The organism is uncultured Kocuria sp. (assembly GCF_947500125.1).
Classification (GTDB): domain Bacteria; phylum Actinomycetota; class Actinomycetes; order Actinomycetales; family Micrococcaceae; genus Kocuria.
Genome location: NZ_CANMRA010000038.1, coordinates 1 through 26,719, shown reverse-complemented (window position 1 = coordinate 26,719; position 26,719 = coordinate 1). Strand labels below are relative to the sequence as shown.

Annotated in this window: 33 protein-coding genes; 16 read left to right on the top strand and 17 right to left on the bottom strand. The window is 72.8% G+C overall.

The window, feature by feature from the left end:
- From Q0817_RS17820 to Q0817_RS17780, 9 genes are all read right to left on the bottom strand, one after another.
- Positions 1-217: hypothetical protein (locus tag Q0817_RS17820; protein WP_298591310.1), on the bottom strand; the 217-nt coding region annotated here is incomplete at its 3' end.
- A 102-nt stretch (positions 218-319) separates the two neighbouring features.
- A complete protein-coding gene (locus Q0817_RS17815) occupies positions 320-1,375 on the bottom strand; it encodes an LCP family protein (RefSeq protein ID WP_298591308.1) in 1,056 nt (351 codons plus the stop codon).
- Positions 1,376-1,522: 147 nt separating this feature from the next.
- Positions 1,523-2,587, bottom strand: a complete 1,065-nt coding sequence (locus tag Q0817_RS17810) for a biotin/lipoate A/B protein ligase family protein (protein WP_298591306.1) — start codon at positions 2,585-2,587, stop codon at positions 1,523-1,525.
- Positions 2,588-2,755: 168 nt separating this feature from the next.
- On the bottom strand, positions 2,756-3,016 hold the full coding sequence (locus tag Q0817_RS17805; protein ID WP_058875018.1) for a type B 50S ribosomal protein L31: 261 nt from the start codon (positions 3,014-3,016) through the stop codon (positions 2,756-2,758).
- A 171-nt stretch (positions 3,017-3,187) separates the two neighbouring features.
- On the bottom strand, positions 3,188-3,742 hold the full coding sequence (locus tag Q0817_RS17800) for a hypothetical protein (RefSeq protein ID WP_298591303.1): 555 nt from the start codon (positions 3,740-3,742) through the stop codon (positions 3,188-3,190).
- A 162-nt stretch (positions 3,743-3,904) separates the two neighbouring features.
- The gene (locus tag Q0817_RS17795; RefSeq protein WP_298591301.1) at positions 3,905-4,474 is read right to left on the bottom strand and encodes a hypothetical protein; all 570 of its coding nucleotides are present in this window, start codon (positions 4,472-4,474) and stop codon (positions 3,905-3,907) included.
- A 127-nt stretch (positions 4,475-4,601) separates the two neighbouring features.
- Positions 4,602-5,423, bottom strand: coding sequence for an RNA methyltransferase (locus Q0817_RS17790; protein ID WP_298591299.1), 822 nt, complete (start codon positions 5,421-5,423; stop codon positions 4,602-4,604).
- 90 nt (positions 5,424-5,513) lie between these two features.
- Entirely contained in the window at positions 5,514-6,350 is an 837-nt protein-coding gene (locus tag Q0817_RS17785) for a sulfite exporter TauE/SafE family protein (protein WP_298591316.1), read from the bottom strand.
- 74 nt (positions 6,351-6,424) lie between these two features.
- Positions 6,425-7,210 (bottom strand): ABC transporter ATP-binding protein, encoded by a 786-nt coding sequence (locus Q0817_RS17780; protein WP_298591297.1) that lies wholly within the window; start codon positions 7,208-7,210, stop codon positions 6,425-6,427.
- 91 nt (positions 7,211-7,301) lie between these two features.
- Here Q0817_RS17780 and serB point away from each other — a divergent pair, with 91 nt between their 5' ends.
- The 5 genes from serB to Q0817_RS17755 all read left to right on the top strand — a co-directional run bounded on the left by serB (position 7,302) and on the right by Q0817_RS17755 (position 12,046).
- Positions 7,302-8,231 (top strand): phosphoserine phosphatase SerB, encoded by a 930-nt coding sequence (serB, locus tag Q0817_RS17775; protein WP_298591295.1) that lies wholly within the window; start codon positions 7,302-7,304, stop codon positions 8,229-8,231.
- Between the two features lie 175 nt (positions 8,232-8,406).
- The gene (locus Q0817_RS17770; protein WP_298591314.1) at positions 8,407-10,158 is read left to right on the top strand and encodes a sensor histidine kinase; all 1,752 of its coding nucleotides are present in this window, start codon (positions 8,407-8,409) and stop codon (positions 10,156-10,158) included.
- Complete coding sequence (locus Q0817_RS17765; protein ID WP_298591293.1) at positions 10,155-10,820, top strand: response regulator; 666 nt, start codon at positions 10,155-10,157, stop codon at positions 10,818-10,820. The genes Q0817_RS17770 and Q0817_RS17765 overlap by 4 nt, the downstream gene beginning before the upstream one ends.
- Positions 10,821-10,861: 41 nt before the next feature.
- Positions 10,862-11,137: a helix-turn-helix transcriptional regulator gene (locus tag Q0817_RS17760; protein WP_298591291.1), complete on the top strand. Its 276-nt coding sequence runs from the start codon at positions 10,862-10,864 to the stop codon at positions 11,135-11,137.
- An 81-nt stretch (positions 11,138-11,218) separates the two neighbouring features.
- Positions 11,219-12,046 carry a hypothetical protein gene (locus Q0817_RS17755; protein ID WP_298591289.1) on the top strand — a complete coding sequence of 276 codons (828 nt, stop codon included), beginning with the start codon at positions 11,219-11,221 and terminating at the stop codon, positions 12,044-12,046.
- 25 nt (positions 12,047-12,071) lie between these two features.
- Here Q0817_RS17755 and Q0817_RS17750 read toward each other — a convergent pair whose 3' ends face one another.
- Entirely contained in the window at positions 12,072-12,482 is a 411-nt protein-coding gene (locus Q0817_RS17750) for a hypothetical protein (RefSeq protein ID WP_298591287.1), read from the bottom strand.
- A gap of 132 nt (positions 12,483-12,614) precedes the next feature.
- Between Q0817_RS17750 and Q0817_RS17745 the strand changes: the two genes are divergently transcribed.
- Positions 12,615-13,373 (top strand): amidohydrolase, encoded by a 759-nt coding sequence (locus Q0817_RS17745; protein WP_298591286.1) that lies wholly within the window; start codon positions 12,615-12,617, stop codon positions 13,371-13,373.
- Between the two features lie 96 nt (positions 13,374-13,469).
- Here the strand turns inward: Q0817_RS17745 and Q0817_RS17740 are convergent, their stop codons facing one another.
- Entirely contained in the window at positions 13,470-14,024 is a 555-nt protein-coding gene (locus Q0817_RS17740) for a dihydrofolate reductase family protein (RefSeq protein ID WP_298591284.1), read from the bottom strand.
- 106 nt (positions 14,025-14,130) lie between these two features.
- Between Q0817_RS17740 and Q0817_RS17735 the strand changes: the two genes are divergently transcribed.
- Positions 14,131-14,547: a VOC family protein gene (locus Q0817_RS17735; RefSeq protein WP_298591282.1), complete on the top strand. Its 417-nt coding sequence runs from the start codon at positions 14,131-14,133 to the stop codon at positions 14,545-14,547.
- Positions 14,548-14,592: 45 nt separating this feature from the next.
- Positions 14,593-14,985: a VOC family protein gene (locus tag Q0817_RS17730; protein WP_298591280.1), complete on the top strand. Its 393-nt coding sequence runs from the start codon at positions 14,593-14,595 to the stop codon at positions 14,983-14,985.
- A 102-nt stretch (positions 14,986-15,087) separates the two neighbouring features.
- On the opposite strand, the gene Q0817_RS17725 is transcribed toward Q0817_RS17730, so the two are convergent.
- The 3 genes from Q0817_RS17725 to Q0817_RS17715 form a co-directional block, all read right to left on the bottom strand.
- Positions 15,088-15,597, bottom strand: a complete 510-nt coding sequence (locus tag Q0817_RS17725; RefSeq protein WP_298591278.1) for an SRPBCC family protein — start codon at positions 15,595-15,597, stop codon at positions 15,088-15,090.
- Positions 15,598-15,876: 279 nt separating this feature from the next.
- The gene (locus Q0817_RS17720) at positions 15,877-16,635 is read right to left on the bottom strand and encodes an SDR family oxidoreductase (RefSeq protein WP_298591276.1); all 759 of its coding nucleotides are present in this window, start codon (positions 16,633-16,635) and stop codon (positions 15,877-15,879) included.
- Positions 16,636-16,679: 44 nt separating this feature from the next.
- Positions 16,680-17,408, bottom strand: a complete 729-nt coding sequence (locus Q0817_RS17715) for a beta-ketoacyl-ACP reductase (protein WP_298591274.1) — start codon at positions 17,406-17,408, stop codon at positions 16,680-16,682.
- 189 nt (positions 17,409-17,597) lie between these two features.
- Between Q0817_RS17715 and Q0817_RS17710 the strand changes: the two genes are divergently transcribed.
- Genes Q0817_RS17710 through Q0817_RS17700 form a run of 3 tightly spaced genes read left to right on the top strand, consistent with a single transcriptional unit; the run spans position 17,598 to position 19,409 of the window.
- Positions 17,598-18,092, top strand: a complete 495-nt coding sequence (locus Q0817_RS17710) for a DUF3099 domain-containing protein (RefSeq protein ID WP_298591272.1) — start codon at positions 17,598-17,600, stop codon at positions 18,090-18,092.
- Between the two features lie 55 nt (positions 18,093-18,147).
- Positions 18,148-18,426: a hypothetical protein gene (locus tag Q0817_RS17705; RefSeq protein WP_298591270.1), complete on the top strand. Its 279-nt coding sequence runs from the start codon at positions 18,148-18,150 to the stop codon at positions 18,424-18,426.
- A complete protein-coding gene (locus Q0817_RS17700; protein WP_298591268.1) occupies positions 18,423-19,409 on the top strand; it encodes an SURF1 family protein in 987 nt (328 codons plus the stop codon). The genes Q0817_RS17705 and Q0817_RS17700 overlap by 4 nt, the downstream gene beginning before the upstream one ends.
- Positions 19,410-19,444: 35 nt before the next feature.
- Here the strand turns inward: Q0817_RS17700 and Q0817_RS17695 are convergent, their stop codons facing one another.
- A complete protein-coding gene (locus Q0817_RS17695; RefSeq protein WP_298591266.1) occupies positions 19,445-21,043 on the bottom strand; it encodes an ABC-F family ATP-binding cassette domain-containing protein in 1,599 nt (532 codons plus the stop codon).
- A 202-nt stretch (positions 21,044-21,245) separates the two neighbouring features.
- Between Q0817_RS17695 and Q0817_RS17690 the strand changes: the two genes are divergently transcribed.
- Genes Q0817_RS17690 through Q0817_RS17670 form a run of 5 tightly spaced genes read left to right on the top strand, consistent with a single transcriptional unit; the run spans position 21,246 to position 25,644 of the window.
- On the top strand, positions 21,246-22,697 hold the full coding sequence (locus tag Q0817_RS17690) for an AI-2E family transporter (protein ID WP_298591264.1): 1,452 nt from the start codon (positions 21,246-21,248) through the stop codon (positions 22,695-22,697).
- Between the two features lie 10 nt (positions 22,698-22,707).
- On the top strand, positions 22,708-23,331 hold the full coding sequence (locus tag Q0817_RS17685) for a biotin transporter BioY (RefSeq protein WP_298591262.1): 624 nt from the start codon (positions 22,708-22,710) through the stop codon (positions 23,329-23,331).
- Between the two features lie 3 nt (positions 23,332-23,334).
- Positions 23,335-24,072: an energy-coupling factor ABC transporter ATP-binding protein gene (locus Q0817_RS17680; RefSeq protein ID WP_298591260.1), complete on the top strand. Its 738-nt coding sequence runs from the start codon at positions 23,335-23,337 to the stop codon at positions 24,070-24,072.
- Positions 24,069-24,680 carry an energy-coupling factor transporter transmembrane protein EcfT gene (locus Q0817_RS17675; RefSeq protein WP_298591258.1) on the top strand — a complete coding sequence of 204 codons (612 nt, stop codon included), beginning with the start codon at positions 24,069-24,071 and terminating at the stop codon, positions 24,678-24,680. Before Q0817_RS17680 ends, Q0817_RS17675 begins: the two co-directional genes overlap by 4 nt.
- Positions 24,681-24,735: 55 nt before the next feature.
- Positions 24,736-25,644, top strand: a complete 909-nt coding sequence (locus Q0817_RS17670; protein ID WP_298591256.1) for a neutral zinc metallopeptidase — start codon at positions 24,736-24,738, stop codon at positions 25,642-25,644.
- 208 nt (positions 25,645-25,852) lie between these two features.
- On the opposite strand, the gene Q0817_RS17665 is transcribed toward Q0817_RS17670, so the two are convergent.
- Together Q0817_RS17665 and Q0817_RS17660 are read right to left on the bottom strand one after the other, a co-directional pair.
- The gene (locus Q0817_RS17665) at positions 25,853-26,449 is read right to left on the bottom strand and encodes an NYN domain-containing protein (RefSeq protein WP_298591312.1); all 597 of its coding nucleotides are present in this window, start codon (positions 26,447-26,449) and stop codon (positions 25,853-25,855) included.
- 12 nt (positions 26,450-26,461) lie between these two features.
- Positions 26,462-26,593: an NYN domain-containing protein gene (locus Q0817_RS17660; RefSeq protein ID WP_298591254.1), complete on the bottom strand. Its 132-nt coding sequence runs from the start codon at positions 26,591-26,593 to the stop codon at positions 26,462-26,464.
- Positions 26,594-26,719: the final 126 nt, after the last annotated feature.

Genomic DNA, 26,719 nt, shown 5'->3' with positions numbered 1-26,719 from the left:
CGCGCCGGGCACGCCGGAGCCGCGCCTCGAGTCGCCTCTCCGCGCCGGCGTCCGGGCCCAGCCTGCGGGCCACGGCGGCACCGGCCTCGGGCCAGGGACTGCGCAGCAGGGCGCGGGCGGCGGGTCGCGCCGCGCCGATGGGGAGGACCCGGGCCGCGGGCAGCCAGAAGGCCTCGGGCTCGTCGTCCGGACTGAAAGGGCGGGGGGTGTGCGGCATGGCCTTCTCGCGGGGGTCAAGAGGGGCCGTCCCGGTCGATCTCGGGGCGTGCTGCGGGCGGGGGAAGACGCTCCTCGCCGGGTGGGGGGCCGGCGGGGGGTACTACTGATCGTCAGGGCTCAGCGTAGCAAGATATCGGCCCAGATCGTCCGACGAGATGGCCGCGCCGATCCCCGCCATCGCCTCGAGGTCGGGAACGACGACGGACTGCCCGTCCGGGGACACGCCCAGGCCGAGCTGCGGTGCTGTGGACATCTGCAGGTCAGCGGCGAAGAGACCGACCAGGTCGGGGGCCAGGCCCGCGAGCCACGACGAGTCGAGCCCCTCGCTCACCGTCAGGTAGGGCGAGAAGTCGCTGACCACGGTGTGCAGCCGGACGGGGTTGAGCAGCGTCTGCGGGCTCAGCAGCCGCTCCAGCACGGCCCGGACGTAGCTGCGCTGGTTCTCCACCCGCTGGAAGTCCCCGCCCTCGAAGGCCTTGCGCTCCCGGACGAACTCGAGGGCCCGCTCGCCGTCCATGTGCTCGGGGCCCTGCTCGAAGGTCATGCCCTCGTTGGAGACGAAGTCCTGGGGCACGTCGATCGTGACCCCGCCCAGGGCATCGGTGAGGGCCTGGAACCCGGCGAAGTCCACCTCGGCGACCTGGTCCACCCGGGTGCCGACGAGCTCCTCGACCGTCTCGACCATCAGCGGGACGCCGCCGAGGTCGAGCGCCGCGTTGATCTTGCCCTCTCCCACCCCGGGGATCGGCACCCACGTGTCCCGCAGGACGGAGATGACGTAGGCCTCGCCGCCGTCCTCGGGGACGTGCACCAGCATGATGGTGTCCGCCCGCTCCCCGACGACGCCCACGTCCGCCCGCCCGCCGGGCTGGCTGTCCGCGCCGAGGAGAAGCACGGTGGTGCCCCGGTCCTGGGCCGAGCCCGCCGCGGGCCGCCCGGTCTCCGCCGGGAACGCGTCCTCGACGACCTGCTTGCGGGCGTCGAAGGTCCGTCCCAGGTTCCAGACGAACGCGCCACCCGCCAGGGCCAGGACCAGCACGAGGCCCAGGAGCACCAGCAGCGCCCGCCGGACGGGGTGCCGGCGCCGCCGCGGCACCGCCACGGGGTCGGCGTCACGGTCTGCGTCGCTGTCGGCTGCACGGTCGTGGACGGACATGGAGGGCTCCCGGGTCGGTGGGTGGCGGGCGCCGGTCCCGGCGCCCGCCCAGGGCCGGCGTTCGTGCCGCTCATGCTAGGCCGCCGTTGCTTGGGGCTTGCTCGGAGGTTGCTGGGAGCCCGGGGGCGGAGAGGTGCGGCGGGCCGCTCAGGGCACCCGGGCGATCCACTCCGGGGTGGCGAACTTCGTGGCGACCAGCTCGCGTGCGGCGGCGAGCTCGGCCTCGCGGACGGCGCCCTCCGCGGCCCCGTAGCGTCCCGCGAAGACCTCCATGAGCTTGTCCACGACGTCGGCACGGGCCATGCCGGTCTGCCGGCGCAGCGGGTCCACGCGCTTCTTGGCCGACCGGTGTCCCTTGTCCGAGAGCTTCTCCTTGCCGATCCGCAGGACCTCGGTCATCTTCTGGGCGTCGATGTCGTAGCTCATGGTCACGTGGTGGACCATGCCGCCGCCCGCGAAGCGCTTCTGGGCCGCCCCGCCGATCTTGCCGTGCTCCGTGGCGATGTCGTTGAGCGGGACGTAGAACGCCTCCAGCCCCATCTGCTGGAACGCCTGCATGACCCACTGGTCGAGGAACGGGTAGGACTCCGAGAAGCTGAGGCCGTCCACGAGCGTCTGGGGCAGGTACAGCGAGTACGTGATGCAGTTGCCGGCCTCCATGAACATGGCCCCGCCGCCGGAGACGCGGCGCACCACCGAGATGCCGTGCCGCCGGGCGCCCTCCGCGTCCACCTCGTTGCGCAGGGACTGGAAGGACCCGATCACCACGGACGGCTCCTCCCAGTCCCACAGCCGCAGGGCGGGCGGTCGCCGGCCGGCGCCCACCTCGCGGGCGAGGACCTCGTCGAGCGCCAGGTTCTCCAGGGTGGGCCGGACCGTGGGCGGGATGACCTCCCATGCGTGGTCGTCCCAGGTCGTGGCGTGGGCCAGGGCCCGGCGGACCGCGGTGGCGATCGCCTGCGGGGAGAAGCCGAAGAGCACGACGTCGTCCGCGAGGGCCGCCTCGACGGCCCCGACGATCTCCTCCTGGGAGGCGTGCTCGCCGAGCCCGGTCAGTGCGGCGTTGATGTCCTCGAGGGCCTCGTCGGGCTCGAGGAAGAAGTCCCCGTTGACGGAGACGTCGGTCAGCCGGCCGTCGACCACGCCCAGGTCCGCGACCACGAGCTTTCCGCCCTGCACCTTGAACTCCCCGTGCCGCCGCTCCTGCGTCATCCGTGCCTCCCCGCCGTCCTGTCGTGCCGGCCGCCCCGTGCTGGTCGTCCCGTGCTGTCGATGGTCCCGGGTCAGCCTACGCCGGGAACCCCGGGGACGGCGCAGGCCCGGACCGATGCGGTCCGGGCCTGCGTGCGATGGTGCGGGGCCCCGCGAGCGGGACGAACCTCAGCTGCTGGACTTGCCGAAGTTCTTGAAGCGGGCGTTGAAGCGCTCCACGCGACCGGCGGAGTCCATGATGCGCTGCTTGCCGGTGTAGAACGGGTGGGACTCCGAGGAGATCTCGACCTCGATGATCGGGTACTCGTTGCCGTCCTCCCACGTCTCGGTCTTCTGCGAGGTGGCGGTGGAACGGGTGAGGATGGTCTTGCCGGAGGCCAGGTCGCGGAAGAGGACCGGGTGGTAGTCCGGGTGGATGTCAGTCTTCATGGGGTTCAAACCTTTTCGTTGGTGCCTGGATTTTGCCAGCCACGGTTTCGCTCGGTGGGCGGTGCGCCGTCGTCGTCCGTCCGCGCGGTTCGAGAGGGGCGGGGGCATCGGGCACCAGCGGTCCAGCGTACCGGATCCCCGGGGGAAATTCACGCCTGGGCCGCCGGCGTCTCACCACCGGTGGGCGACGTCGACGACGAGCCGTGATCCCCTGCCCGGCCCGTCGAGCACGAACACCCGGAACGGCAGCCGGGCGCGCACGCCGAGACCCAGGTTGGTCTTGGCCTCGAAGCTGCCGCCCCAGGCGACCTGCCGGAACGTCCGGTAGTCGTCGACGTCCACGAGTTCCCGGGGGTCGTCGAACGGGTAGGTGCCCCTGCCGTCCTCGTCGTAGGCGGGCGCGTCGACGACGATCACCAGGTCGGTGCCCCGCAGCGGGATGGAGGCTCCGGAGCCGATGCCCCGGAATCCTCGGTAGCTGACGTCGTACCCCTTCACCGCACCGTCCAGGTCGACGACGAGCCGGTCGAAGCAGGCGTGCTCCCCCGCCCTGACGTTCGTGACGTGGGGGATGTGCGGAGGAGTGACGACACCGCTCCTGCTCTTGGGCTGGGAGCCCCACGTGATGCCGCAGTACGGCGTCGCCGCATTCGCGCCGCCGGGGGCGATCAGCCCCAGACCCATGGCCAGCACCAGGGCCGCCAGCCACGAGATCAGCTTCTTCATGACACACCTGCTGTTCCTCTGCGCCCGGACGCCGGCTGGTGCCGCGGTTTCTCGGACCGGGCCTCGCAGACCCCTCCAGCTTAGTCTTCGCAGATGCCAACAGCACTGGTGAGAGCGTGATCGACGCCCGAACTGTGACCCACGGCGGCGGCGATGCGCCGGTCAGGGCGTGTGCGCGACGTCGACGACGAGCCGGGTGTAGCCGTCGGGCCCGTCCAGCACCAGGACCCGGAACGGCAGCTCCTCGCGCACGCCGAGCCCCATGGCCGTCCGTCCTTCGAAGCTGCCCTGCCACAGGACCTGCCGGAACGCCGGGAACCCGCTGACGTCCCACACCTCGTCGGGGTCGTGCGGTCCGTAGAAGATCCGGAAGTCCGTGCCGTCCAGCTCCCCGTAGGCCTGGGCCTCGAAACTGATGGCCAGGGCCGCGTCCCCGCGCGAGGGGATCGGCAGCCCGGAGCCGATGCCGCTGAGCCCGTCGACGTAGCCCACCACGTACCCCTGGAACTCGCCCTCCAGCTCGACGACCAGCCGGTCCCAGCACTCGTCCTGGCCGGCGCGGACGCTGAGCGGGTGCGCCGTCTCGTGCGGGAGCATCGACGGCGCCTGGTACTCCGCCTCCGTCCCCCAGTCGGTGCTGCACTCGGGCGCGGCGACGGCCGTCGCCGGGACGAGCAGGGCGGGGCCGAGGGCCAGTCCGGCGGCAGAGACCCACGAGAGCAGCTTCCGCATGACGCACCTTCTCGCTCGTCGTCGCGCGGCGGCGCGACCGTGTGCCCCTATGATCCACCGCGACACGCACCGGCGACCCACGTCAGCGCCTTGTTGGCGGCCGAATCGTTATCGTGCGGCCAGGGCTCTACCGGCCGGGCCGGGTCTCCCAGAACGCCACGGCCGAGGCGGCGGCGACGTTGAGGGAGTCCACGCCGTGGGACATCGGGATCCGGACGGTGAGCTCCGCGTGGTGGACGGTGGCGGCGCTCAGCCCGTCCCCCTCGGTGCCGAGGACCAGGGCGAGTCGCTCGTCCCGGCGCGCGGACAGCTCCTGGATGGTGATCGAGTCATCGCTCAGGGCGAGCGCCGCCGTGGTGAAACCCGCGTCCTTGATCCGCTGCAGATCGGCCGTCCAGTGCTGCAGCCGGGTCCACGGGACCTGGAACACGGTGCCCATGGAGACCCGGATGGACCGGCGGTACAGGGGATCGGCGCAGCGGGGGGTGACGAGCACGGCGTCGACGTCGAGCGCGGCGGCCGAGCGGAAGATCGCCCCCACGTTGGTGTGGTCGACGATGTCCTCGAGGATCGCGACCCGGCGCGACGACGCCAGGAGCTGCTCCAGTCCCACGGGCTCGGGGCGCTGCATGGCCGCGATGGCCCCGCGGTGCAGGTGGAAGCCCGTGATCTGCTCGAGCACCTCGTCCGATCCGACGTACAGCGGCACGTCCGGGTGCGCCACCAGCACGTCGGCGAGGTCCTCGAGCCACTTGTCCGCCATGAAGAAGGACCGGGGCGAGTGCCCGGCCGCGAGCGCCCGGCGGAGCACCTTGGAGGACTCGGCGATGTACATGCCGCGCTCGGGCTCGAGCTTGCGCCGCAGCTTGACGTCGGTCAGCCGGGCGTAGTCGGCCACCCGGGGGTCGTCGGCGCTCTCGAGGCGGATCAGGTGGGGGAAGTCGGTCACGGGGTCTCTTCGGGGTCGGGGCGTGACGGTCGGGGCGTCACGGTCGGGGTCGCCCCGATCGTAGCCGGTGCGGTGTCCGGACGGCGGGGCTCAGAACAGGCGGGACACCAGGTTGACGAGGGCCACGACGCCCAGCACCACGATGACGGTGCGCAGCACGAGCGGTGAGAGCCGGCGGCCGATCTTGGCGCCCGCCCAGGAGCCCACCGTGGAGCTGACGGCGATGAGCAGCACGACCCACCAGTTGATCCGGTCGAGCGCGAACAGGACGTAGGAGACCGCGGCCACGATGTTGACCAGGGCCACGAGCACCACCTTGACGGCGTTCGCGGCCTGCAGGGAGGCGAGCAGGAACACGCCCAGGATGCCCAGCAGGAGCACCCCCTGGGCGGCCACGAAGTAGCCGCCGTAGACGCCGGCCAGGAAGACCAGGGCGTACAGGGACACGGGCTGCGGCGCGCGGTCCGGGTCGAGGGGCCGCGGGGTCTCCCCGCGGGCCCGTGCCGCCGCGGCGGCGGCCTCGGCCTGGTCCTCCTTGCGGCGGCGCACCAGGGCCTGGAGCCGCGGCTGGAGGATCACGAACAGGAGGGCGACGACGATCAGGGCCGGCGCCGCGTAGCCGAACACGGACTCGGGCAGGTGCAGCAGCAGGGCCGCCCCGATGACGCCGCCGACCACCGAGAACGGAACGAGCTTCAGGAGGGTCCGCTCGACCCCCTTGAGCTCGTGGCGGTAGTGCCAGGCGCCCGTGAGGTTGCCGGCGATCAGGCCCATCGCGTTGGACATCGAGGCGGTCACCGGCGGCACGCCCATCGTGACCAGCACGGGGAAGGTGACGAGGGTGCCGGAGCCCACGATCGTGTTGATCAGCCCCGCCCACACCCCCGCGAGCAGGATGAGCCCCACCTGCCAGCCCTCGAAGGGCAGGCCGGCGAGGAGGTCGGTGACGAGCTCCCCGGCGTTCTCCCCGGCGTTCTCCACGGACAGGAACACGGAGCGGGTCAGGACCGGGCGAACGCCGCGTAGCGGTTGCCGACCTTCACGAGCTTGAGCGGCAGGCCGAACGTCTCGGAGAGGTTCTTCTGCGTCATGACCTGCTGGACGGGCCCCGAGGCGACGACCCGCCCCTCGCGCAGCAGCAGCGCGTGGGTGAAGGCGTCGGGCACCTCCTCCAGGTGGTGGGTGACCATGACGACGGCCGGCGCGGCCTCGTCCCGGGCCAGCTCGTCCAGCCGCGCCACCAGGTCCTCCCGGCCGCCCACGTCGAGACCGGCCGCCGGCTCGTCCAGCAGCAGCAGCTCGGGGTCGGTCATCAGCGCCCGGGCGACGAGCACGCGCTTGCGCTCCCCCTCGGACAGGGACCCGAACCGGCGCTCGGCCAGGTGGTCGATGCCCCACGCGGCCATGAGCTCCTGCGCCTGGGCCTCGTCGGCGTCGTCGTAGTTCTCGATCCATCGCCCGGTCACGCCGTAGGCGGCCGTGACCACGCAGTTGCGCACGGTCTCCCCCTCCGGGATCTGGGCGGCGAGCACCGTGGAGCTCAGGCCGATCCGGGGCCGCAGCTCGAAGACGTCCACCGCGCCGAGGATCTCGTCGAGGATGTCGACCATGCCGCGGGTGGGGTGCAGGCGGGCCGCGGCGATGGACAGCAGCGTGGTCTTGCCGGCGCCGTTGGGGCCCAGCACGACCCATCGCTCGCCCTCGTTGACGACCCAGTCCACGGACTCCAGGAGGGTCTTCTGCCCACGGACCACGCTGACGTCCACCATCTCCACCACAGCACTCATACCGGCCACTGTAGGGCACCGGCGGCGGCGGTCCCCGCCCCGGCACCCGTCCCCGGGCGGGTGCGTCCGGGGGCACGGATACACTGGCCGCATGACCACCGACCTCGCCGTGATCGCGTTCGCCCAGAATCCGGACCCGGAGGCCCGTGAGCGCATCCTCACCCTGGTGCAGGACACCGGCGCCGAGGTCGAACGGTTCTCCGGCGTGCGGGTCACCGGCCCCGGCTCCGCCGGCCCGGACTCGCGGGTCCCCGGCTACAACGCCTTCACCGCCTACGTGGCCGGCTCGGACGCGACCGCCCTGCTCGCGGCCCTGCGGCCCGACCCGCTGGAGCAGATGCTGCCCGGGGTGGACGTCAACGTGGTGCCGACCACCCTGTTCGACCCCGGGCGCAAGAAGCTGCTCATCATGGACGTGGACTCCACCCTCATCCAGCAGGAGGTCGTCGAGATGCTCGCGGCCCACGCGGGACGCGAGGCCGAGGTCGCCGCCGTGACCGAGGCGGCCATGCGCGGGGAGCTGGACTTCGCCCAGTCCCTGCACGCGCGGGTCGAGACCCTCGCGGGGCTGCCCGCGTCCGTGGTCGACGAGGTCCGCGCCGCGGTGCGGCTCTCCCCCGGCGCCGATGTGCTCGTCAAGGCGTTCCTGCGGGAGGGGCACGCCGTGGCGGCGGTCTCGGGAGGCTTCCTGGACGTCCTCACTCCCCTCGCCGAGCAGCTGCGGCTCACCCGGCACGCCGCCAACGCCCTCGAGGTCGTCGACGGGAAGCTCACCGGCAAGGTGCTCGGCGAGGTCGTGGACCGCACCGTCAAGGAACGGTGCCTGCGGACCTGGGCCGAGGAGCTGGACGTCGCCGCCGAGGACGTCATCGCCGTGGGCGACGGCGCCAACGACATCGACATGCTCGAGGCGGCCGGGCTCGGCGTGGCCTTCAACGCCAAGCCGGCCCTGCGCGCGGTCGCCGACGCCCAGATCAACCTGCCGAACCTGGACGCGGTCCGTTTCTTCGCGGATCTCTGACCCTCCGCGCCCTCGCCCCGGGGACGCCGCCCCGGGGGCACACCCGTGGGGGTCCCCTGGTCGTAGAGTGGGATGCACCACGCGCGGTGACCGCGCCCGAGACCACACCCGGCCACGAGGAGAGACAGTGACGGCACCCGGTGCGCCCCGGAAGCGCCCCGGCTTCCTGGCCCGGATGACGCTGCTGCACCTGGCCGTGGTGGCACTCGTCGTCGCCCTGTGCGGAGGCGTCTACGGCTGGCTCACGTACGAGCGCCTGGGCCGGGACGCGGAGGACCAGGCCCTTGCCATCGCCCGGGCCGTGGCCGGCACCGACGACATCCGGGAGGCCGTGGCGGAGGTGACCGCGGCCGGTCCGGAGGCCCTGGACCCGGAGGCCCTCGCACGCGGACCTCTCCAGTCGGACGCGGAGGACATCCGGCGGCGCACGCAGGCCCTCTTCGTGGTCATCTACGACGAGGACGGACTGCGCCTGTCTCATCCCAACCCCGCCCAGCTCGGCCAACGGGTCAGCACGGACCCGAGCGAGCCCCTGGCCGGACGCGAGTTCACCGGACAGGCCCGGGGCACGCTCGGCCGCTCCGCACGCGCCAAGGTCCCCGTCTACGCCCCCGGGTCGAGCACCGAGGTGATCGGCGGGGTCAACGTCGGCTTCTCCCGAGCCGATGTGTTCGCAAGCCTCGAGGAGGACATCGCCCCGGTGGCCGCCACCGCGGTCCTTGCGCTCGGCCTCGGGGCCGCCGCCTCGGCCGCGATCGCCCGCCGGCTCAAGCGCCTCACCCTCGGGCTGGAGCCCGAGGAGATCGTCACGCTCGCCCAGGACCAGGAGGCGGTGCTGCGCGGGGTCGACGAGGGTGTCATCGGCGTCTCGCCCGAGCACCGCATCACCGTGGTCAACGCCGAGGCCGGGCGGCTGCTGGGCGTGGCGGAGCCCTCCCGGCTCGTGGGGACCCCCCTGGCCGAGGCGGGTCTGCCGGCGTCCTTCCCCGCCCTGCTCGCCGCGGCGACCCCGGCGTCCCCGGCCGTGGAGCAGGTCGTCGGCCGGCACGTGCTCATCCTCTCGGCCCGCGCCGTCCTGCCCGCCCGCCCGGGACTGCCCCCGCTCGGCTGGGTGGTGCTGGTCCGGGACCGCACCGAGCTGCAGTCCCTGACCCGCCAGCTCGACGCCGTCGGCGCCCTCAGCACCGCCCTGCGCGCCCAGCGGCACGAGTTCGCCAACCGCCTGCACACCATCTCGGGACTGCTCGCGATCGGCGACGCCGGGGAGGCCCGCCGGTACGTGTCCGAGGTGACCGAGACCGGGCCCCTGAGCTATCCGGCCGAGCGGGCCGAGCTGCTCCGGGACCCCTATCTGCAGGCGTTCCTGGGCGCCAAGAGCGTCGAGGCCGCCGAGCGCGGCGTGAGCCTGCGCATCGGCGCGGACACCCTGGTCCGCGGCCGGATCACGGACCCGCAGGACGTCACCACCGTGATCGGCAGCCTCGTGGACAACGCCGTCCGCGCCGCCGTCCAGGGCGAGGCCGAGGACCGCTGGGTAGAGGTCGAGCTGCTCGACGACTGGTCCGGCGGGGAGGGCACGCTGCACCTCGTGGTGGCCGACTCCGGCGACGGGCTCCCCGTGCAGGACCCCGAGCCGATCTTCGCCCAGGGCTGGTCCACGGCGGTCCCGTCCGGCGGGTCCGGGGACGGGGACGGGCAGCAGTTCGACGTCCTGCCCGACGTCCACGGCCAGGGCTTCGGCCTGTCCCTGAGCCGTGAGCTGGCCCGCCGGCGTGACGGGGACGTGTGGGTGGCCGATCCCGGGCGCCCCGGCGGGCCGGGGGCCGTGTTCTGCGCACGCCTGCCCGGTACCGTGGTCCGCGACCCCGGGGCCGGAGCCGACGCCCGCGGGGAACCGTCCGCCCGTGGATCAGGAGGTGCAGGATGAGCGACGACCTGGTGGTTCTCGTGGTCGACGACGACTTCCACGTGGGACGGCTGCACGCGGGGTTCGTGAACGCCGTGCCGGGCTTCACCGCGCTGACCCCCGTGGGCACCGCCGAGCAGGCGATGCGCACCGTCCACGCCCACCAGCCCGACCTCGTCCTGCTGGACGTCTATCTGCCCGACGCGCTCGGGCTGGACCTGCTGCGGGCCCTCGACGTCGACGTCATCATGCTCACCGCGGCGGCCGATCCCGCCTCGGTGCGGACCGCCGTCCGCCGCGGCGCGCTCGCCTACCTCATCAAACCGTTCCCCAACGAGCGGCTGGCGCGCACCCTGCGGGCCTACGCCCGGTACCGCCGGCTGCTCACCGACCGGGACGCGCTTACGCAGGAGACCGTGGACCGCGCCCTGCACGCCCTGCACCCCGGTGAGACCGCCTCCCCCGGCGAGCGCACCCGGTCCGCGACGGAGGCCTCGGTCCTGGCGGCCCTGGAGCCCGGGGTCCCGCTCCCGGCCGCGGCGATCGCCCGCAAGGTCGGCATCTCCCGCGCCACGGCTCAGCGCTACCTCTCGGCGCTGGCCGAGGACGGCTCGGTCGAGATCCAGCTCCGCTACGGCAGCACCGGCCGCCCCGAGCACCGCTACGGGCCGGCCGCTCCCTGACACCAGGTTCATGCTCAGGGCCGGTCCCTAGACTGCTCGCCATGGCCAGCAGGGCACGACCGGAACCACAGGACCACTGCGTCTCCTGGCCGGACGAGATCTGCGACGACCCGGTGGCGGAACGGGCGAGGCTGTTCGCGGTGAACCTGCGGGCGGCCGTGGGATCCCGGCCCCTGCGCGAGGTCGGCGCCCTCACCGGCGTGGACCACACCGCGCTGTCACGCATCCTGGACGGTCACGTCTGGCCGGACGGGTTCACGGTCGCCCGCCTGGAGGTCAGGCTGGGCACCAGCCTGTGGCCCCCGTACGAGGAGTGAGCCGCACGCCCCGCCGGGCTCCGCCCGCGCACGGCCGGCAGCCGTCCCCGGCGCAGGCAGGCCCCGCGTAGAGTCGTTCCCATGGCACCGACGCTCTACGAGTGGATGACCCCGCAGCAGGCGGACGAGGCGCTGGGGCGCTTCGTCGCCGAACGCGCCCCGGCGCTGCAGCGGTTGCGCGCCCTCCTGCTGCTCGACCAGGACCGGGCCCCGGACACGCTGCTGGACGGCACGCTGGACTCCGTGGCTCCGGTGTGGGAGTGGATCACCGGCCGCTGCGCCGAGCTCGGGGTCGCCCGCGAGACGCTCGAGGACGACCCGACCCGGGACTCCTGGCCGAGCTGGGCGCGCCACGGCAAGCTCGTGGACCCGCACCCGCCGGCCCGGACGCTGGCGCTGCTCGACGGCTTCGTCAGCTACCTCGCCGAGGTGATCGTCGCGGCGGTGCCCGGCGCGCGCTGGCGGATCGGGGAGCACCGCATCAGCGACCACCCGCTGCTCAACTACCCGGTGCTCGCCACCGAGCACCACCAGCTCTTCCTGCCCGCCCTGCCGCTCTACAGCGCCTACCAGTCCGCCCACGGCCGTGACCCGATGGACGGGGCGGAGATGCTCGCCCACACCCGGCGGACGATCGCCGCGCTGAGCAGTGCCGGCCCCGGGGCGGCCGAGGAGCCGCCGGTGAGCGTGGTCGCCGAGGTGGACTGCTTCGACGTGGGGCTGCGGGCCGACATCGTCGCCCAGCACCCCGCCCTGGTGGAGCGGCTGGTCGCCGAGCTCGTCGACCGGGACGGGGTCCAGTCGGTCCACCGGTACGGGGCGACCGCCCTGGTGGTCGACGTCCCGGACTGGGACGAGCTGCGGCTGAAGCTGTGGCTGACGCTGTGGCTCCAGCGGCACCTCCCCTGATGAGCACCCGCTTCCGCCGGCCCGGTCAGGGGCGCGCGAGGTCCAGCCAGTAGGTGTCGCGCTCCGCGTCGTGGCGCAGCAGCCGATCGAGCGGCCCGTCGTAGGCGTCCAGGGCGCGGCCCACGAGCTCCCGCACGTCCCGTGCGGCGACGGTGACGGTGCCGCCGAGCTCGTCGTCGGCCGTCTCGCGCACCACCACGACCCGGCCGGGGTCGCCCCAGACGTACTCGCCGTCGGCGTCGCGCAGGGCGTCGAGGAAGAACTCCTGGTCGCCGTCGCGGGTGAGCACGTCCAGGCGCGCCGCGTCGGGGTGCCGGCAGGTGAGCTCGGCGGCCACCAGGCGCAGCAGGTTCCGCGCGTAGCTGCGCCGGGCGCGGTGGAGCGCCTCCTCGGCGGCCTGGAGCATGCGGTCGGGGGTCCGGGCGGTGGTGGTCATCGACGAGAAGCCTATGTGCATGCATGCGCCAGCGGAGTGCGTCTCCCCCCGTGTCGCCGCCGGGCGCTCTCGCAGAGGAGACCGCGGAGGGACGAGGGCGCCGGCGACCACGGCGTCGGGCAGAATGACGCCATGATCGACGCCCACCTGCACGTGATCGACCCGCGGTTTCCCCTGGTGCCGAACCAGGGGTACGTGCCGCCGCCCTTCACGGTCGAGGACTACCGGCGGCGGGTCCGGGGTCTGGGCGTGGTGGGCGGGGCGGTGGTGAGCGGCTCGTTCCAGGGACACGACCAGGACTGTCTGCGCGCGGCGCTGGCGGAGCTCGGCCCGGGCTTCGTCGGGGTGACCCAGCTGCCGCCCACCGTCGCGGACGAGCAGGTGCGCGAGCTCCACGGGGCCGGGGTGCGGGCCGTGCGCTTCACCCTCCACCGCGGCGGGGACGCGGACCCCGCCGGCATCGAGCGGCTGGCCCGCCGGGTGCACGACCTCGCCGGGTGGCACGCCGAGTTCTATCTGGACGCCGCCGCCCTGGAGCACCTCGCCCCCGTGCTGCGGCGGCTGCCCCGGGCCGGCGTCGACCACCTCGGCATGAGCGCGGCCGGGCTGCCCCGGCTGCTCGAGCTCGTCGGGCAGGGCGTGAAGGTCAAGGCCACGGGGTTCGGCCGCGTCCACCTCGACGTGCGGGACGCGCTGCGTCGGATCCACGCCGTGGATCCGACGGCGCTGCTGTTCGGCACCGATCTGCCGAGCACCCGTGCGGAGCGCCCGTTCCAGGACAAGGACGTGCGACTGGTCCGCGAGGCCCTGGGTCCCGACGCCGCGGAGTCCGTGCTGCACGACAACGCGGCGGCCTGGTACGGGCTCCCACGCCCGTCCCCGGCTCCCTGACCGTCCGGCCCCGGCCGGAGCGCACGGACGGTCGCGGACGGTGTCCGCTCCGGACCCGTGGTGCGCCGTCCTCGGGGGCGGGACGACGGGGTGCGCCTACTCGGGCCACACCTGCCGGTCCGGGCCCTGCAGGAGGTAGCGCAGCTCCACGGCGCCGCCCTCGAAGTGGGTGGTGCGCTGCAGCCGCAGGTCGCGCGCCGCCGCGGTCGGCAGCACGGGGTGGCCCCCGCCCAGGACGATCGGCATGTACGTCAGCCACAGCTCGTCGAGCAGTCCGGCGTCCGCGAACTGGGCCGCGAGCTGCCCGCCGCCCACCACCCACAGGTTCCGCCCGCCCGCGGACGCCACCAGGGCCTCGGCGTGCAGCGTCACCGTCCCGCTGACGAACTGCAGGTTCGCGCCCTCCATCCGCGGCAGCTCGCGGTGGGTGAACACCCACACCGGCAGGTCGCCGTAGGCCCAGTCCCCCTGCTCCAGGACGAACTCGTACGTGCCGGCCCCCATCGCGAGCGCTCCGACGTCGGCGAGGAAGTCGTCGTAGTGCTCCTGGTAGGCCTCGAAGCCGTACTGCAGCAACCAGTCGAGGTGGTTCTCCCGGTCGGCGATGTACCCGTCGGCGCTGGCCGCCACGTAGTACTGCGTTCTGCTCATGCGCACCAGGTTACGCACCCCGGCGGCGGCTTCCCAGGGTCCCTTCCCCCGCGGCGCGGACGGCGTCATGATGAGGGCATCGACCGATCGACGCGGAGGCCGGACCATGCCCATGCTGCTCAATCCCTACTTCTCGTTCCGGGACACCGCCGAGGAGGCGATGACGTTCTACCGTTCCGTGTTCGGCGGGGAGCTGTCGGTCAGCCGCTTCAGCGAGTACGGGGCCAGCGAGGATCCCGCGGAGCAGGACAAGGTCATGCACTCGATGCTCACCACCGGCACCGGCATGGTCCTGATGGCCTCGGACACCCCGAACAGCATGGAGCTGACGGTCGGGGACAACGTCTCGGTCTCCGTGGGCGGCGACGACGAGCCGCTGATGCGCGGCTGGTGGGAGGCGCTGACCGCGGGCGGCGCCGTCACGATGCCGCTGGAGGAGGCGCCCTGGGGCGGCCTGTTCGGGATGTGCACCGACCGGTTCGGCATCCACTGGATGCTCAGCATCGGCGACGCCGACTCCTGAGGCACTCCGCACCCCTGTTCCGCCCGTCCCGAGGAGGACCGTTCCATGAGGATCACCCACACCAGCGTCTTCGTCGACGACCAGCAGCAGGCCCTGCTGTTCTACACCGGCAAGCTCGGTTTCATGGTCAAGCACGACATCCCCGCCGGCGGCGCCCGCTGGCTCACCGTGGTCTCGCCCCAGGCGCCCGACGGCGTCGAGCTGGTCCTCGAGCCCTCGGAGCACCCCGCCGTGGGACCGTTCAAGGCCGCGCTCGTGGCCGACGGCATCCCGTTCACCAGCTTCGGCGTCAAGGACGTGCGGGCGGAGTACGAGCTTCTGCGCGAGCGCGGCGTGCACTTCGTCCAGGAGCCCACGGACGCCGGTCCGTACACCACCGCGGTGCTCGACGACACGTGCGGGAATCTCATCCAGATCGCGGGCCCGGCCCCCGGGTGAGGCCCGCCCGCGGGACAGCAGGAGGCGGCCGGGGGCGGGCGCCGGCACCCTGAGCGCGCCGCGCCGCCCGGTGGAGCGTGGATCCGGCCCGCCCGGCAGCCCTCAGTCCCGGGCGCGCAGCTGCTCGGCGAGCGGCCGGTAGTGCCCGGACATCGCGGGGTGGTAGTCGCGGGCGAAGTCGACGGCGTCCGGGCTCCCGCCGGTCTCGGCCGCGACCAGCCGGTCCAGGTAGTACTCCCAGCCGGGCCCCACCGACTCCACCTCGTCGGGGTCGGGATACCGGTGGGTGAGCTGCAGGACGGTCGTCCCCCCGTAGTCCACGAGGTCGAGGTCCACGCGCCAGGCGTCGGCCGCCGTGCCCAGCGTGAGCGCCAGGTGCCGTGGCGGTTCGCACCGGCGGATCAGCAGGGGCTCGGGCTGGTCCCAGTCCTCGGCGGTCATGAGGAGCTCGACGCGGCCGGAGGCCGGGTCCCCGCTCCACGTCCCGTACCACCGGGCGAGCCGGTCGGAGTCCGTCAGCGCGCCCCAGACCTGCTCGGCGGAAGTGCGGAACGTGCGGGCGAGGACGAGGTGGCCGCCCGCATCGAGACGTCCTGTGGGCCGTGGGGTCATGGTGGCTCCTCGCTCGGCTCCGCGCCGCGCGGAGGTGCTCCTGGCCGAGGCTCGGACGGCCTCGCGCCGTGTGGTCCATGAATAGCACCCGCGGCCGACGGGCGGCGTCACATTGCGGACGGTTGCGCGCCTGCACCCCGGGATCGGCCCCCCGGATCGGCGCCTCGGACGGGCCCGCAGTGCGCACGCGCGCCCGCACGCCGCTCCTGCGGCAGGGACGGCGGCGGGGCGGTCACCCGGGAAGGTGACCGCCCCGCCGTCGTCGTCGAAGGAAAGGGGCTACTTGCGCCCGGCCTTCGCCAGGAAGTCGTCGGCGCCGCCGACGAGCTCGACGTGCCCCGTGGGGACGTCCGCGGTGACCATCCTCGCGATCTCCTCGGCGAACTCCTGCACCGAGTAGAGCTTCCCGGCGGCCTCGCGGCGCTCCTCGAGGGCGCCCGGGCGGGCCCGGTTGAGCAGCGTCGCGGTCACGGTGCCCTCGATCATGTCCCCGGAGACCACCACGAAGGTGATGCCCTTCTCGGTCAGCTCCGGGATGCGGGCCGTGAGGGCGTCCTCACCGGCGCGCTTGGACCTGGCGACCTCCACGTACTCCGGCATGGTCTCGACGTCGTTGATGAAGTGCGCCTGGTGGCTGGTCACGAAGACCACCCGTCCACCGTCGGGCAGGTGCTCGAGGCCCGCGGTGAGGGTGTCGTCCTGCGCGTCGCGGTTGAGCTTGAGCGCGTAGTCCTCGCCGAGGTCCGTCTCCATGCCGCCGGAGGCGTTGAGCACGAGCACGTCCACCCCGCCGAAGGCCTCCACGGCCCGGGCGAAGAGGTTGCGGACGTCCTCGGGCTCCGTCATGTCGGCCTGGACGGCGATGGCCTTCCCGCCGGCCGCCTCGATCTCCTTGACGACCTTGTTGGCGCGGGGCGCCTTCTGCCGGTAGTTGACGACGACGTTGGCGCCCTCTGCGGCCAGCAGCTTGGCGGTGTCGGCGCCGACGCCGCGCGAGGACCCGGTGACGACCGCGGTCTTGCCTGCAAGTGAACTCATGGTGCTCCTTCGGTGGAACGTGCGGGGATCGTGGGCGGCGGGGCTCAGTGGCCCATGCCGAGGCCGCCGTCCACGGGGATGACGGCGCCGGAGATGTACTTGGCCTCGTCGGAGGCGATCCAGCGCACGACGGCGGCGACCTCCTCCGGCTCGGCGAACCGGCCGGCCGGGATGGTGGCCAGATAGTTCTGCTGGGTGTCCTCGGGCAGGGCCGCGGTCATCTCGGTGTTGATGAACCCGGGGGCGACGACGTTGGCGGTCACGTTGCGCCCGCCCAGCTCACGGGTGATGGACCGGGCGATGCCGACCAGTCCGGCCTTGGACGCGGCGTAGTTGACCTGCCCGGGCGAGCCGTAGAGGCCGACCACGGAGGAGATGAGGACCACGCGCCCGCGCTTGAGGCGCATGAACCCCTTGGCGGCGCGCTGCACCACGCGGAACGCCCCGGTGAGGTTGGTGTCCACGACGTCCTGGAAGTCCTGCTCCTTCATCCGCAGCAGCAGGGTGTCCCGGGTGATCCCGGCGTTGGCCACGACCACCTCGACCGGACCGAACTCGGCCTCGACGGCCTTGTACGCGGCGTCGATCGAGGCGGAGTCGGTGACGTCGGCCTGCACCGCGAAGAAGCCCTCGGGCGCCTCGCCGGAGCGGTAGGTGACGGCCACGTTGTCCCCGGCGTCACGGAACGCCTCCGCGATGGCCCGTCCGATCCCACGGTTGCCACCTGTCACGAGGACGGTGCGGGGTGCCAGGCTGCGCTGCTCGTCTGCCATGGGAAGAGGGCCTTTCGGTCGGAGGTCGCGGGCCCGCGGCCAGGAACGGTCGCGGGCCCGCGGGGAAATCCCCCCAATCGTACCGGTCGCCGCGGTCGACCGCCCGGCAGCCCCCGGAGGGCGCCTGCTCGAGGCCGCCTTCTCGATGTCGGACCCCGGTGAGACAATTGAACGTCTGTTGGGAGGACCATGAGCAAGCGCTATCTCACGACCGGCGAGACCGCCGGCCAGGACGACGTCCACTCCATCACCGCCACGGCGGAGCCGCACACCCAGGACATGGGCCACCGGATGAAGGTCTACAGCATCCAGATGGGCCTGCGCATCGTGTGCCTCATCGCCTTCGTGGTGGTCGACAACATCTGGGTCCGTGGTGTCGCGATCCTCGGCGTGGCCATCCTGCCGTGGATGGCGGTGCTGCTGGCCAACAGCAACGACCGGTCCACCCGCACCAGCCACTACTACGAGCCGCCGGGCGCGCCGGCGCTGGCGGCCGCGCCCGAACCGGCACCGCGGGCCGAGCCGCCGGCGATCGGGTTCGTGCTCGAGGGCGAGTTCGTCGCCGGCCACGGCGAGGGCGGCACAACCCCGGCGGGCCCCGCGAGCACGGCCGCTCCCAGCGGGGACCCGGATTCCTCCGCTACTGTCGAGGACGACACCACCCGGCGCCGCGGCGCGGCCTGAGCCCGCCGCGGGCCGTCCCGGGACCCGACCGAAGACCCTGAGGAGCACGACCGCCGTGGAGTTCGACCTGCTCGGATCGCTGTCCCCGCGAGGCGGAGACGCTCCCCCGGCCGGGCCCGACACCCCGCAGTGCTCTCGCAAGGGCTGCCGCGCGGACGCCGCGTGGCAGATCCGCTGGAACAACCCGCGTCTGCACGACCCGGAGCGCCGCAAGATCTGGCTCGCGTGCCCGGAGCACCGCAGTGACCTCGAGCAGTTCCTCGGCGCGCGCGGCTTCTGGAAGGACACCGTCCCGCTCGACGGCGCGGGCCCCGCGCAGGAGCAGCGGGGATGAACGACTACCGCTTCCTGCTCAGCGGCAAGTGGCTCGGCTTCTTCCTCCTGGCCTGCGCCGCCGCCGTGGTCTCCGTGTACCTGGGCGGCTGGCAGATGGACCGCAACGATTACCTCAGCGGTGAGAACACCAAGATCACCGAGAACTACCGCGCCGAGCCCCTGACCGGCACGGAGGCCGCCGAACAGTTCGCCGCCCACGACGGGCGCCTCACCTGGCACCCCGTGCGGCTGACCGGGCGCTACCTGCCGGAGGACCAGGTCCTGGTGCGCAACCGCCCGCAGGACGGGCGCGTCGGCTACGAGGTCCTCGTCCCGTTCCGCACGCAGGACGGTGACGTCGTGGTCCTCGACCGCGGCTGGATCCCCACGGGCGAGGCGGCCAACGGGATGCCCGACGAGGTGCCCGCCCCGCCCACCGGCGAGGTGACGGTCACCGCCCGGCTCCAGCCCGGGGAGCCCGCCGTCAGTCGCGGCGCTCCCGAGGGGCAGATCGCCTCGATCGACCTCGAGGAGCTGCGCGAGCGCTGGGACCGGCCGGTCGGCACGGAGGCCTACGGCGAGGTCTTCGCCGAGGACCCGGCGCCCGCGGTGGCCCCCGCCCCGGCCCCCGAGCCGGAGATCGACTCCGGTCCGCACCTGTCCTACTCGCTGCAGTGGTACGCCTTCGCGGCCCTGTTCTTCGTGGCCTACGGCTACGCCGCCCGCCAGCAGGCCCGCAACGACGCGTGGGACCGTCAGTATGCCGAGGAGATGGAGCGCCGCCTCGCACGGTTCTACGACGAGGACGGCACCTACATCGGCGAGGGCGACGAGGAGCTCGTGGTCCGGCAGATGGAGATGGCCGACGACATGCCGGCCCACCTGAAGTCGCTCATGCGGCCCAAGCCGCAGCGGAAGCGCTCCCGCCCCACGTGGGAGGACGAGGAGGACGCGATGCTGGACGCCCTGGAGCGCGAGCACACCTCCGCCGCCCGCGACTGACCCCGGAGAGGGCGCCGGAGAGGGCGCCGGCCGGCTCAGGCGAGGGAGATGAGGTCCTGGTACTCCTGGCTCCACAGGTCCTCGGTGCCGTCGGGCAGGATCACCACGCGCTCGGGGTCCAGGGCCTCGACCGCGCCCTCGTCGTGGGAGACGAGCACGACCGCCCCCTCGTACGTGCGCAGGGCGTTGAGGATCTCCCGGCGGGAGGCCGGGTCCAGGTTGTTGGTCGGCTCGTCGAGGAGCAGCACGTTCGCGGAGGAGGCCACGAGGGTCGCCAGCGCCAGGCGGGTCTTCTCGCCGCCGGAGAGCACCCCGGCCGGCTTGGAGACGTCGTCGCCCTGGAACAGGAACGAGCCCAGGACGTTGCGCACCTCCGTGTCGGCGAGGTCGGGGGCCGCGGAGCGCATGTTCTCCAGCACCGTCCGGTCCGGGTCCAGGGTGTCGTGCTCCTGGGCGAAGTAGCCGAGCTTGAGGCCGTGCCCCGGGACCACCTCACCGGTGTCCGGCTGGGCCTCGCCCGCGAGCATCCGCAGCAGCGTGGTCTTGCCGGCGCCGTTGAACCCGAGGATGACCACCCGGGAGCCCCGGTCGATGGCCAGGTCCACGTCGTTGAAGATCTCGAGGGAGCCGTAGGACTTGGACAGGTCCCGGGCGGTCAGCGGGGTCTTGCCGCAGTCGGCGGGCTTCGGGAAGCGGATGTTCGCGACCTTGTCCGCCTGTCGCTCGCCCTCGAGGCCGTTCATGAGCCGCTCGGCGCGCTTGATCATCTGCTGGGCGGCCACGGCCTTGCTGGCCTTGGCGCGCATCTTGTTGGCCTGGTCCATCAGGGCGGTGGCCTTCTTCTCCGCGTTGGCGTACTCGCGCTTGCGGCGGTGGGCGTCCTGCTCGCGCTGCAGCAGGTAGTTCTTCCAGCCCATGTTGTACAGGTCGATGACGCAGCGGTTGGCGTCCAGGTAGAGGACCTTGTTGACCACCATCTCCATGAGCTCCACGTCGTGGCTGATGACCAGCAGCCCGCCCTGGAAGTTCTTCAGGAAGTCCCGCAGCCACACCACGGAGTCAGCGTCCAGGTGGTTGGTGGGCTCGTCGAGGAGCATGATGTCGGCGTCCGAGAACAGGATGCGGGCCAGTTCCACGCGGCGGCGCTGACCGCCGGAGAGGGTGCGCAGCGGCTGGCCGAGGATGCGCTCGGGCAGGTCCAGGTTGGACGTGATCGTCGCGGCCTCGGACTCCGCGGCGTAGCCGCCGCCGGCGAGGAACTCCGACTCGAGCCGGTCGTAGCCGCGCATGGCCTTGTTGCGCACGGCGTCGTCCTCGGAGGCCATGTCCTGCTCGGCGCGGCGCAGGCGGGCGATGACGCCCGCGAGGTTGCGGGCCGAGAGGATGCGGTCGCGGGCCAGCTGCTCCATGTCGTCGACCTTCGGGTCCTGCGGGAGGTAGCCGATGGCCCCGGTGCGCGTGACCGTCCCGCCGGCGGGCAGGGTCTCCCCCGCGAGGACCTTGGTCATCGTCGTCTTGCCGGCGCCGTTGCGGCCGACGAGACCGATCTTGTCCCCCTTGTCCACGCGGAAGCTGACCTCGTCCATGAGCAGCCGCGCACCGGCACGCAGTTCGAGGTTCTGGACAGTGATCACGGAGGAGACCTTTCGAAGGGGAGTACGGGGAGGTGTGGGCGCCCTGACCGGGCAACCTGTCCATTCTACCGGAGCGGCCCCGGGTTGCCGATGTGATGTTGGACAGCCCTCCGACAGTCGCCTTAGTGTTGGGACGATCGCCGTCGTCCCGTCCGCGGTGCCCGCCCTGTCTTCCCCACCCACGCCCCCGAGGAGCACTCGCATGGGAAATCCCGCACGCCCAGAGCCGCACAGCACGCCGTCCGGCGGCTCGAGCGCCGCGCCGCTGCACGCCGAGAGCGTTCTCGGCGGCAAGCTCGACCCCGGCACGAGCACCATCCCCGCCACGGGCCCCGGAGTCGAACCCGCCGGTTTCGAGGAGACCACCCAGGCCCTCGCACCCGCCGTGAGCCCGTGGGCCGACACGCTGGGGCGCGCCGGTTCCCGCGCGGCGCAGACCCTGCTCGTCGCGGCCGTCGTCTTCGGCCTCGTCTGGCTCCTGCTGCAGGTCAAGGTCGTGCTGATCGCGGCCATGGTCGCGCTGATCCTCGCCTCCGCGGTGTCCCCGGTCGTGAACTGGCTCGAGCGCAAGGGCTGGTCGAACCTGCTCGCGACCCTGACGGCCTTCCTCGGCATCCTGCTCCTGCTGGGCGGGGTGATCACGGGCATCGTGCTCACCGTGCGCAACCAGTGGGGTACGCTCACCGCCCAGGCCTCGGAGGGCTGGAACGAGCTGCGCCGGCTGCTCGAGTCCACTCCCCTGCCCGTGGACACGGCCAGCGTCGACGCCGCCCTGCGCCGGGCCACCGAGTTCGTCACGAGCGGCAGCTTCGCCGGCAGCGCCCTGAGCGGCCTCTCCGCGGCGGCCTCCTTCATCACCGGGCTCGTGCTGATGATCGTCATCCTCTTCTTCTTCCTCAAGGACGGGGAGAAGATGTGGAACTTCGCGCTGCGCTGGTTCCGCGGCGAGCGCCGCGCCAAGCTCGCGGAGTCCGTGGACCGCGGCGCGCAGGTGCTCGGCGGCTACGTCCGCGGCACCGCCTTCGTCGCGCTCGTGGACGCCGTGCTGATCGGCGCGTTCCTGCTGGTCTTCGGCGTCCCACTGGCCGTCCCGCTGGCGGTGCTCGTCTTCGTCACGGCCTTCATCCCCGTGGTCGGGGCGACCGTCGCGGGCATCATCGCGGCCCTCGTCGCCCTCGTGACCAACGGCCCCGTCATCGCCCTGGCCGTGGTCGGCTGGATCATCGTGGTGAACCAGATCGAGGGCAACATCCTCCAACCCGTGGTCATGGGCCGCACGCTCAGCCTGCACGCGCTCATCGTGCTCCTCGCCCTGACCGTCGGCACGCTGGTCGGCGGCATCTTCGGGGCCATCCTGGCCGTGCCGTACACCGCCGTCGCGTGGGCGGTGATCCAGGTCTGGTCCAGCCGCTACCAGGTCGGCGACGACCCCGTGCTCGGCCCGGACCCGGTGAACCCCCAGGACCGCGTCGAGGCCAAGGCCACGATGGCCGAGCGGTGGAGGTACCAGCGGATGCGCTACCAGCAGACCCTGGGCGGCCGCTTCGGGGCGACGGAGCGCGACGCCGTCCGCCAGGACGACGACGCCGACGACGGCAGCCGCAGCGCGGACGAGAAGGGCCCGGGTTCCGCCGCCGGCGCCCGCAAGCCCTAGTCTGGGAGCCATGACCAACGTCGAACGCCGCCGCGCCATCACCGCCGAGGACCTCGCGAACATCGCCGTGTTCGCCGCCCTCACCGCCGCCCTGTCCGTGCTCCCCGGGATCCCCCTGGGCGCGGCGGGGGTGCCGCTGACCCTGCAGACCCTCGCCGTGTTCCTGACCGGCCTGGTCCTGGGCGGGACCCGCGGGCTCCTGGCGGTGGCGCTCTACGTCCTGGTGGGCCTGATCGGCGTCCCGGTCTTCGCGGGCTTCCGCGGCGGGCTCGGCGTGCTCGCCGGGCCCTCGGCGGGCTACATCTTGGCGTTCCCGTTCGCCGCGGCCGCGGCCGGCTACGTGGCCCAGTGGCTGATCCCGTCCCGCCGCGCCAACGACGGCGGCGCGACCAACGCCCGCTACGAGCGCACGGGCGCCTACACCCTGCGGCTGGTGGCCGCCGCCCTGGCCGGCTTCGTGGTGATCCGGATCGGCGGCATCCTCGGCCTGGTGGTCAACGCGCGCCTGCCCTTCCAGGACGCGTTCCTCGCCGACCTCGTGTTCTGGCCCGGCGACCTGATCAAGGTGGTGCTCGCCGCGGTCATCGCCGTGGGCGTGCACAAGGCGTTCCCCCGGATCGCGGGCACGCGCTGACCCGTGCCGGCCACCCTCGGGGCCGCGGCCCTCGTGTGCTCCCGCGTCACCGTCAGGGCACCCACCGCCTCGGGTGAGCTGACGCTGCTGCGGGACCTGGAGGTGCGCCTGGACGAGCAGCGGGTGGCCGTGGTCGGGCTCAACGGGTCCGGCAAGTCCACGCTCCTGCGGCTGTTCAACGGCCTGGTCCGCCCGTCGTCGGGCACGGTCACCGTGCACGGCACGGACGTGGCCCGGGACGTGCGCGCGGCCCGGCGGCAGGTGGGCTTCGTGTTCACCGATCCACTTTCCCAGCTGGTGATGCCGACCCCGGTCGAGGACGTCGAGCTGTCCCTGCGCGGGGCGGGCGTCCCCCGGGGACGACGACGCAGCGCCGCGCTCGAGCTGCTCGAGCGCGTGGGCATCGGCCACCGGGCCGAGCACAGCATCTACGACCTCTCCGGCGGGGAGCGCCAGTTGGCGGCCTTCGCGGCGGTCCTGGCCGTGGAGCCCGCCGTGCTCGTCCTCGACGAGCCCACGACCCTGCTCGACCTGCGCAACCGGGGACGGCTCATGGGGCTGCTGGACGGGCTCCCGCACCAGTTGCTCGTCTCCACGCACGATCTCGGCCTCGCCGCGACCGCGCCCCGCGTCCTGGTCCTGCACGAGGGGACCTTGGTGGCGGACGGTCCGCCCGAGGACGTCCTCCCCGCCTACGAGCAGTGGTGCGCCCACGGCTTTCCCCAGGAGGCCCGCCCGTGAGCCGGGGACCGGACCTCTTCGGCAGCTACTCCCCCGGCACCGGCCTCCTGCACCGCGCCTCGCTCCGGGTGAAGGGGCTCGGCATCGTCGTCGTGACCCTGGCCGTGGTGCTCTCCCCCTCGTGGCCGGTGCCGACCGCGCTGACCGTGGCCCTGATGATCGCGGGGTCCGCCGCGGGCATCGGCGTCCGGGAGTGGTGGCGGGGGCTCGCGCCCGCCCTGCCCGTGCTGCTCCTGCTGGCCGTGTACCACGTGCTGACCGCCGGCCCGGCCCAGGCCGCCGACGTGGTGCTGACCATCGTCGTCTTCCTCGTGGTCACCCGGGGGCTGATGCACACCACGCCCCTGCCGGAGCTGCTCGACGGCGTGGTGTGGCTGTGCTCGCCGGTGCGGCTGGTCGGGGCGGACCCGGAGCGCATCGGCCTGGCGATTTCCCTGATGCTGCGCTCGATCCCCTTCATCGTGGGAGCCGTGGGCGAGCTGCGCGACGCCGTGCGGGCGCGTGGCCTGCGCCCGAACCCCGTGCGGCTGGTCACCCCGGCGGTGATCTCCACGGTCGCCTACGCCCAGCGCACCGGTGAGGCCCTCGCCGCCCGCGGCTTCGACTGAACGCACCGACCGAGCGCTCCGGCCGCACCATGATCAGACGGCTTACACTTCAGCCATGAGTTTCGACGACAGTTCCCAGCTGGACGCCTCGCGCGTCGGCAGCGGCGGCGGGCGAGGACGCGGGATCGCCGTGGGCGGCGGACTGGGCGGCGGTCTGCTGCTGCTCATCGTGGGCCTGCTCTTCGGCCAGGACGGCATCGACGCCATCACCGGCGGGGACGGGCAGGACACCGGGCCGCAGACCGCTGTGGAGCAGGAGCGGGCCGAACGGTGCCAGACCGGTGAGGACGCGAACCGGTACACCGACTGCCGGATGATCGCCACCGCGCAGAGCCTCGACCAGTTCTGGGAGGACTACCTGCCGCAGGCCACGGGCGAGCAGTACGTGATGCCCGGCGTGGAGCTGTTCGAGGGGCAGACCAACACCGGCTGCGGCGCGGCGTCCTCGGCCGTGGGCCCGTTCTACTGCCCCGCCGACGAGACCGCCTACCTCGACGTCGCGTTCTTCGACGAGCTGCAGACCCAGTTCGGCGCCGAGGGCGGCCCGCTGGCCGAGGAGTACGTCCTCGCCCACGAGTTCGGCCACCACATCCAGAACCAGATCGGCACGCTCGGCTACGCCCAGCAGGACCCACAGGGACCGGAGTCGGGGGCCGTGCGCGTCGAGCTGCAGGCCGACTGCCTGGCCGGGCTGTGGGCCGGCGGCGCCGCCGGGGACACCTCCGGGGCCGTGGACCTCGGCGACATCTCGCAGGAGGAGCTCGACCAGGCCCTCGACGCCGCCTCGGCCATCGGCGACGACCGGATCCAGGAGACCACCCAGGGCCGGGTCAGCCCCGAGAACTTCACCCACGGCGCCTCCGCCCAGCGGCAGCTGTGGTTCTACGCCGGCTACCGCACCGGCGACCTCGACGCCTGCGACACCTTCAGCGCGCGCGACCTGAACGCCCCGCCGGCCCTCTGACCCACCCCGCGCGCCGGACCCGCACGCCGCCCCCCCTCCCGCCGACTCCCCAACGCTCGACGCCTTCCTGCCTCGACTCCCCAGGGCGGTCGCAGTTCCCCAGGATTCGGCGTGGGGACATGCGACCGCCCTGGGGACTCGACGCCATCGGAGCGGTGGCAGTAGACACAGCTCGGGTTGGCCGCCTGGGTGTAACCCATGGGGGGGGTCACTTGCGGCGGTTGTCCCGCACGAACACACCGTGGCTCTGTCGGCGGACGTCGAAGAGTCCCGTCGCCTCGACCATGCCGCTCAGCTTGGCGTAGCCGTAGTTACGCGGATCGAAGGACGCCTGGTTGCCGATCTGGTGGCCCACGGCGGCAAGATTGGCCCACCCGTCCTCCCCACCGGCGGCGTCGACGGCACTGCGGAGCATTTTCACGAGCCGGGCGTCACCGCGCAGCTTTTGTTGCGGCACCCGGGTCAACGCCGTCACCGGGCTCTCCGGGCTCTCCTGGTTCTCCGGGACCGACTCGCCCAGTCCCTCGACGTAGGTGAACTGGGAGCAGGCGTTGATGAACGGCTCCGGTGTCTGCCGCTGCCCGAAGCCGTACACCTTGGCGCCCTCCGTGAGGATCCGCATGACGAGCGGGGTGAAGTCGGCATCGCCGGAGACGACGGCGAAGCCGTCGACGGACCCGGCGTGGAGCAGGTCCATCGCGTCGATCACCATGGCCATGTCGGAGGCGTTCTTGCCGGTGCTGTAGTCGAACTGCTGGGTCGGGCGGATCGCATAGGTGTGCAGCACGGCCTCCCACTGCTGCAGGCGCGGGCTCTTCTAGTTGCCGTAGGCCCTCCGCACGTTCGCGGCGCCGTGGCGGGCCACCTCGGCCAGGACCACGTCGATCTTCGACGCCGGCGCGTTGTCGGCGTCGATCAGCAGCGCGATGCGCTTCTCCTCGGTTCTCACGGAACGACTCTGCCACGAAATGTGCAGGTGCAAACAATATGACGCGCTAAGTAGGTGTTGGGAAAGCGTGATGTGCTTCGGCGTGACTGCCGGGACGGAGGAGCGGATCGTGGTGGCATGGCGTCT